The following is a 4,626-nucleotide window of genomic DNA, read 5'->3' as shown; positions in this document are numbered from 1 at the left end:
CAGGCTGATCCGCGCCGGCTCGCCCCGGTCCACCGCGCACTCGGCCGCGTACGACTGGCAGAACGTCACCCAGGCGGCGATCGGCTTGGCCTCACCCTGAAGACGCGCCCCGACCTCGTTCGGAAGGCTCGCCAGGGTCTGGGCCTCGGCCGCGGCGGCGAGGCCGAACAGCGCCGCCGCACCCGCCAGCACCGCCCGAACCGTCCTGTGAAGCCCCGCGCCCATCGCATCCGTCCCCGTTGTCGAGGCCAGAATTGCGCCGCACAGCCTCCGCGGCGCTGAAGTGGATGCGCGCAATTTTATCGATCGGCCGATGGTGCCCGGGTGCCGCGCGACAGCGTCGACGGCCCGCTTGGGAAGCCGCGCGAATCCGCCTGGTCGGCTTCGGGAACCGGAAACCTTGAGCGTTCGTCACCCGCGGCGCTTCGCCGGTCCGTTCCGCTGCGCGCGCGATGACGGCGGGGCGACGCTCACCCCGCGGTCTGGTCGAGCTTGCGCTCCGCCTCGCCCTTCAGCTCCGGGAAATCCGCCTGCGTGTAGGCCCGGCCCCGGTGCGGGTCCTCGGTGATGCCGTCGTGCTCCAGCCGGCGCAGCTGCACCCGGCGGATCTTGCCCGAGATGGTCTTGGGCAGGTCGGTGACGAATTCGAGGCCGCGCAGGCGCTTGAAGGTCGCCAGCCGGGCGTTGGTGAAGCGGAAGATGTCGAGCGCCGTCTCGGGGCCGGCGGAGGCCCCCGCCACCAGGGAGACGTAGGCCTTGGGGATGGTGTGGCGCATCGGGTCCGGCACCGGCACCACCGCGGCTTCCGCCACCGCCGGGTGCTCGATCAGCACGCTCTCCAGCTCGAACGGGCTGATGCGGTAGCCGGAGGACTTGAACACGTCGTCGGCCCGGCCGACGAAGGTGTAGCAGCCCTGATCGTCCACGAAGGCCACGTCGCCGGTGCGGTAGAGCGCGCCCTCGGCCCCCGAGAGGTTGCCCTGGCCGTCGTCGTAGCCTTGCATCAGGCCGGCGGGGCGATGGGCGCCGAGTTCGAGGCAGACCTCGCCCTCGGAGGCCGGCGCCCCGTCGGCGTCGAGGACGCGCACGCGGTAGCCCGGCAGCGGCCGGCCCAGCGCCCCGGGCACCACCGGCTGACCGGGGCTGTTGGCCATGAGCGCCGTGGTCTCGGTTTGGCCGTAGCCGTCCCGGATCGTGAGGGCCCAGGCCTCCTTCACCCGCTCGATCACCTCGGGGTTCAGGGGCTCACCGGCGGCACAGACCTCGCGCAGCGCCAGGGTCCGGCCGGTGAGCTCCTCCTGGATGATCATCCGCCAGACGGTCGGTGGGGCGCAGAGCGTGGTGGCGCCGGTGCGCTCCAGCTGCGTCAGGAGCGCGCCGGCGTTGAACGGTGCCTGGTTGATCACCAGGATGGTGGCCCCTGCGTTCCAGGGGGCGAAGAACGACGACCACGCGTGCTTGGCCCAGCCGGGCGAGGAGACGTTGCAGTGCACGTCCCCGGGCTGCAGCCCGAGCCAGTACATGGTCGAGAGTGCCCCCACGGGATAGGAGCGGTGGCTGTGTCGGACCAGCTTCGGCTTCGCCGTGGTGCCGGAGGTGAAGTACAGGAGCAGCGGATCCTCGGCCCCGGTCGGGCCGTCCGGCGCGAAGGCCTCCGTCGCCGCGGACGCGTCGTCGTAGGCCGCCCAGCCCTCCGTCGCGGCCCCGGTGACGAGGCGGATCGCGCCGCCGGTGTCGAGCCCGGCGAAGCGCGCGATCTGCTCCGGCCCGGCCACGATCGCCCGCGGGCGCCCGCGGGCGAGGCGGTCGGCGAGTTCGTCGGCGGTGAGCAACGTGGTCGCCGGGATGACAACCGCGCCGAGCTTCATCGCCGCCAGCATGGTCTCCCACAGGGCCGGGACGTTGCCGAGCAGCAGGAGCAGGTGGTCGCCGCGCCGCAATCCGAGCTGCCGCAGGTGGTTGGCGACCTGGTTCGAGCGGGCGGCAAGCGCGCCGAACGAAAAACTCTGCTCTGCGCCGCTGCCCGCCTCGACGATCCGGAGCGCGGCGCGGTCGCGGCTCTCGGGGCCGGCCAGCACCGCGTCGAACCAGTCGAGCGCCCAGTTGAACGGCACCGGATCCGGCCACGCGAAGGCCGAGACGGCGGCGGCGTAATCGGTGCGGTGAGCCAGCAGAAGATCGCGGGCCTCCCGAAAGCTCGGCATGGTCGTTCCCCCCTCGTTGTCGTTTGCGCTCCGCGCCTCCCCCTCCCCCCTCTGCGGGGAGGGTGGCCCCTGCGTCAGCAGGGGTCGGGAGAGGGGAACCCGGCTGCAGAAAAAGGCGGAGCCAGCGTGACGGCTACAGCCTCATCCTGCACCGCCGCTCCCCTCTCCCGACCCGCTTCGCGGGCCACCCTCCCCCGCGAAGGGGGGAGGGAAGAATTTGCGTTCAGGTGTTCTCGAACCGGGGCGGCCGCTTCTCCACGAAGGCGGCCATGCCCTCCTTCTGGTCCTTGGTGGCGAACATGGCATGGAACACCCGCCGCTCGAAGCGGATGCCCTCGGTCAGCGTGGTCTCGTAGCTGCGGTTGACCGCCTCCTTGGTCATCATGGCGATCGGCAGCGACATGGACGCGATGGTCTCGGCCGCCTTCATGGCCTCGTCGAGGAGCTGGTCGGCGGCGATCACCCGGGAGACGAGGCCGGCGCGCTCGGCCTCGGCGGCGTCCATCATCCGGCCGGTCAGGCACATCTCCATGGCCTTCGACTTGCCGACGAAGCGGGTGAGCCGCTGGCTGCCGCCGATCCCCGGCATCACCCCGAGCTTGATCTCGGGCTGTCCGAACTGCGCCGTGTCGGCCGCCAGGATGAAGTCGCACATCATGGCGAGCTCGCAGCCGCCGCCGAGCGCGTAGCCCGCCACCGCGGCGATGATCGGCTTGCGCACGGCGATGAACCGGTCCCAGTCGGCGAACCGGTCGCCCGCGTACATCTCGGCGTAGGTGGCGTGCTGCATTTCCTTGATGTCGGCCCCCGCCGCGAAGGCCCTGGCCGAGCCGGTGACGACGATGCAGCCGATGCCCGGATCGGCATCGGCCTCGGCCGCCGCCCGGATCACCTCCCGGGTGAGCTGGGCGTTGATGGCGTTGAGCGCCTTCGGCCGGTTGAGGGTGATCAGCAGGACGCGGCCGCGCGTCTCCGTCAGGATCGTCTCGTACGCCTCGGTCACGACTCGCCTCCCCGTCCGCGCAGCATATGGATGATCGCGGAAAAGTCCTCTCCCCCGTGCCCGGCGCTCTCGAACAGGCCGTAGATCTGCTCGGCCTCGGCGCCGAGCGGCGTCGCGGCGCCGGCGGCGAGCGCCGCCGCCTGGGCCAGCCGGAGGTCCTTGAGCATCAGCGCGGCGGCGAAGCCCGGCTTGTAGCCGGTGTTGGCCGGCGAGGTCGGCACCGGGCCGGGCACCGGGCAGTAGGTGGTCAGCGACCAGCACTGGCCCGAGGAGACCGAGGCCACGTCGTAGAGCGCCTGATGCGAAAGGCCGAGCTTCTCGCCCAGGGCGAAGGCCTCGCTGACGCCGATCATCGAGATGCCGAGGATCATGTTGTTGCAGATCTTGGCCGCCTGCCCGGCCCCGGCGGCGCCGCAATGGAACACGTTCTTGCCCATGGCCTTGAGCAGCGGTTCGGCCTTCGCGAAGGCCGCCTCGGTGCCGCCGGCCATGAAGGTCAGCGTACCGGCCTTCGCGCCGCCCGTGCCCCCCGAGACCGGCGCGTCCACCGACAGGCAGCCCCGCGCCTCCGCGAGGGCGTGAGCCTTGCGGGCGCTCTCGACGTCCACGGTGGAGGAATCGATCAGCAGGGTGCCGGCAGGCAGGGCCGCGGCGAGCTGGGTCCAGACCTCGACCACGTGCCGCCCGGCGGGCAGCATGGTGATGACGACCTCCGCGCCCTCGGCCGCCTCAAGGGCCGAGCCCGCCACCGCGACGCCCTCGGCGCGGGCGGCTTCGAGCGAGGCCGGCACCAGGTCGAACCCGCGGACCGTGTGCCCCGCCTTCACGAGATTGGCCGCCATCGGGCCGCCCATGTTGCCGAGACCGATGAACCCGATGGTCTGTGCCATCCCATTCCTCCCTTGGTGTTGATCGCCTTTCCGACCCGTCCCCTCATCCCGGGGCCGGACTAGCCCCCCCACGCGCCCTCCCCCCCTCTGCGGGGGAGGGTGGCCCCTGCGTCAGCAGGGGTCGGGAGAGGGGAGCGCGGGTTCCGAATGAGGCGCGACTGTCATGAAGGCCTATGCGTCATCCTGCACCGTCGCGCTGCCCCTCTCCCGACCCCCTTCGGGGGCCACCCTCCCCCGCAGAGGGGGGAGGGAGGGCGCGGGTGGGACAAGGCGCAGCTTCATCACACCACCCCCGTCCGTGCCTTCGAAAAGACCTGCTCCGCCCGTTTAGATCGGACGAGCGCCGTGTGGGGCAAGAGTGTCCAGAGCCGTGTAGAACTCGCCGCGGCCGGTGGCGGAGTAAACGCTCAGGTGGAACAAGCCGCAGCTTCTTCAACTCATCCCCGTCACTCCCTTCGCAAAGACAGGCACCGCCCGTCTAGATCGTACCACAGTAGTATAGGTAATGGGTGCTCAGATCCTCTAAACA

General features: G+C 71.2%; 3 protein-coding genes and 1 pseudogene. All 4 read right to left on the bottom strand.

Translation table 11 applies throughout. The features are described 5' to 3' along the window. Positions 1 to 225, bottom strand: a pseudogene (locus tag MKL01_RS30920) (transglutaminase-like cysteine peptidase); the annotation flags it as partial. A gap of 245 nt (positions 226 to 470) precedes the next feature. After that, a complete protein-coding gene (locus MKL01_RS30915; RefSeq protein WP_243909009.1) occupies positions 471 to 2,204 on the bottom strand; it encodes an AMP-binding protein in 1,734 nt (577 codons plus the stop codon). A 223-nt stretch (positions 2,205 to 2,427) separates the two neighbouring features. Next, positions 2,428 to 3,207, bottom strand: a complete 780-nt coding sequence (locus MKL01_RS30910) for an enoyl-CoA hydratase (RefSeq protein WP_243909008.1) — start codon at positions 3,205 to 3,207, stop codon at positions 2,428 to 2,430. After that, positions 3,204 to 4,097 carry a 3-hydroxyisobutyrate dehydrogenase gene (gene mmsB / locus MKL01_RS30905; protein WP_243909007.1) on the bottom strand — a complete coding sequence of 298 codons (894 nt, stop codon included), beginning with the start codon at positions 4,095 to 4,097 and terminating at the stop codon, positions 3,204 to 3,206. The genes MKL01_RS30910 and mmsB overlap by 4 nt, the downstream gene beginning before the upstream one ends. Positions 4,098 to 4,626 lie beyond the last annotated feature (529 nt).

It is taken from the genome of Methylobacterium sp. J-070, from assembly GCF_022829385.1.
Lineage (GTDB): Bacteria > Pseudomonadota > Alphaproteobacteria > Rhizobiales > Beijerinckiaceae > Methylobacterium.
This window is presented reverse-complemented; position numbering and strand designations above follow the sequence as displayed.

Bases quoted from the DNA above. Each gene is read 5' to 3' on its own strand.
- MKL01_RS30915 (WP_243909009.1), bottom strand. From the start codon at position 2,204: ATGCCGAGCTTTCGGGAGGCCCGCGATCTTCTGCTGGCTCACCGCACC.
- mmsB (WP_243909007.1), bottom strand. From the start codon at position 4,097: ATGGCACAGACCATCGGGTTCATCGGTCTCGGCAACATGGGCGGCCCG.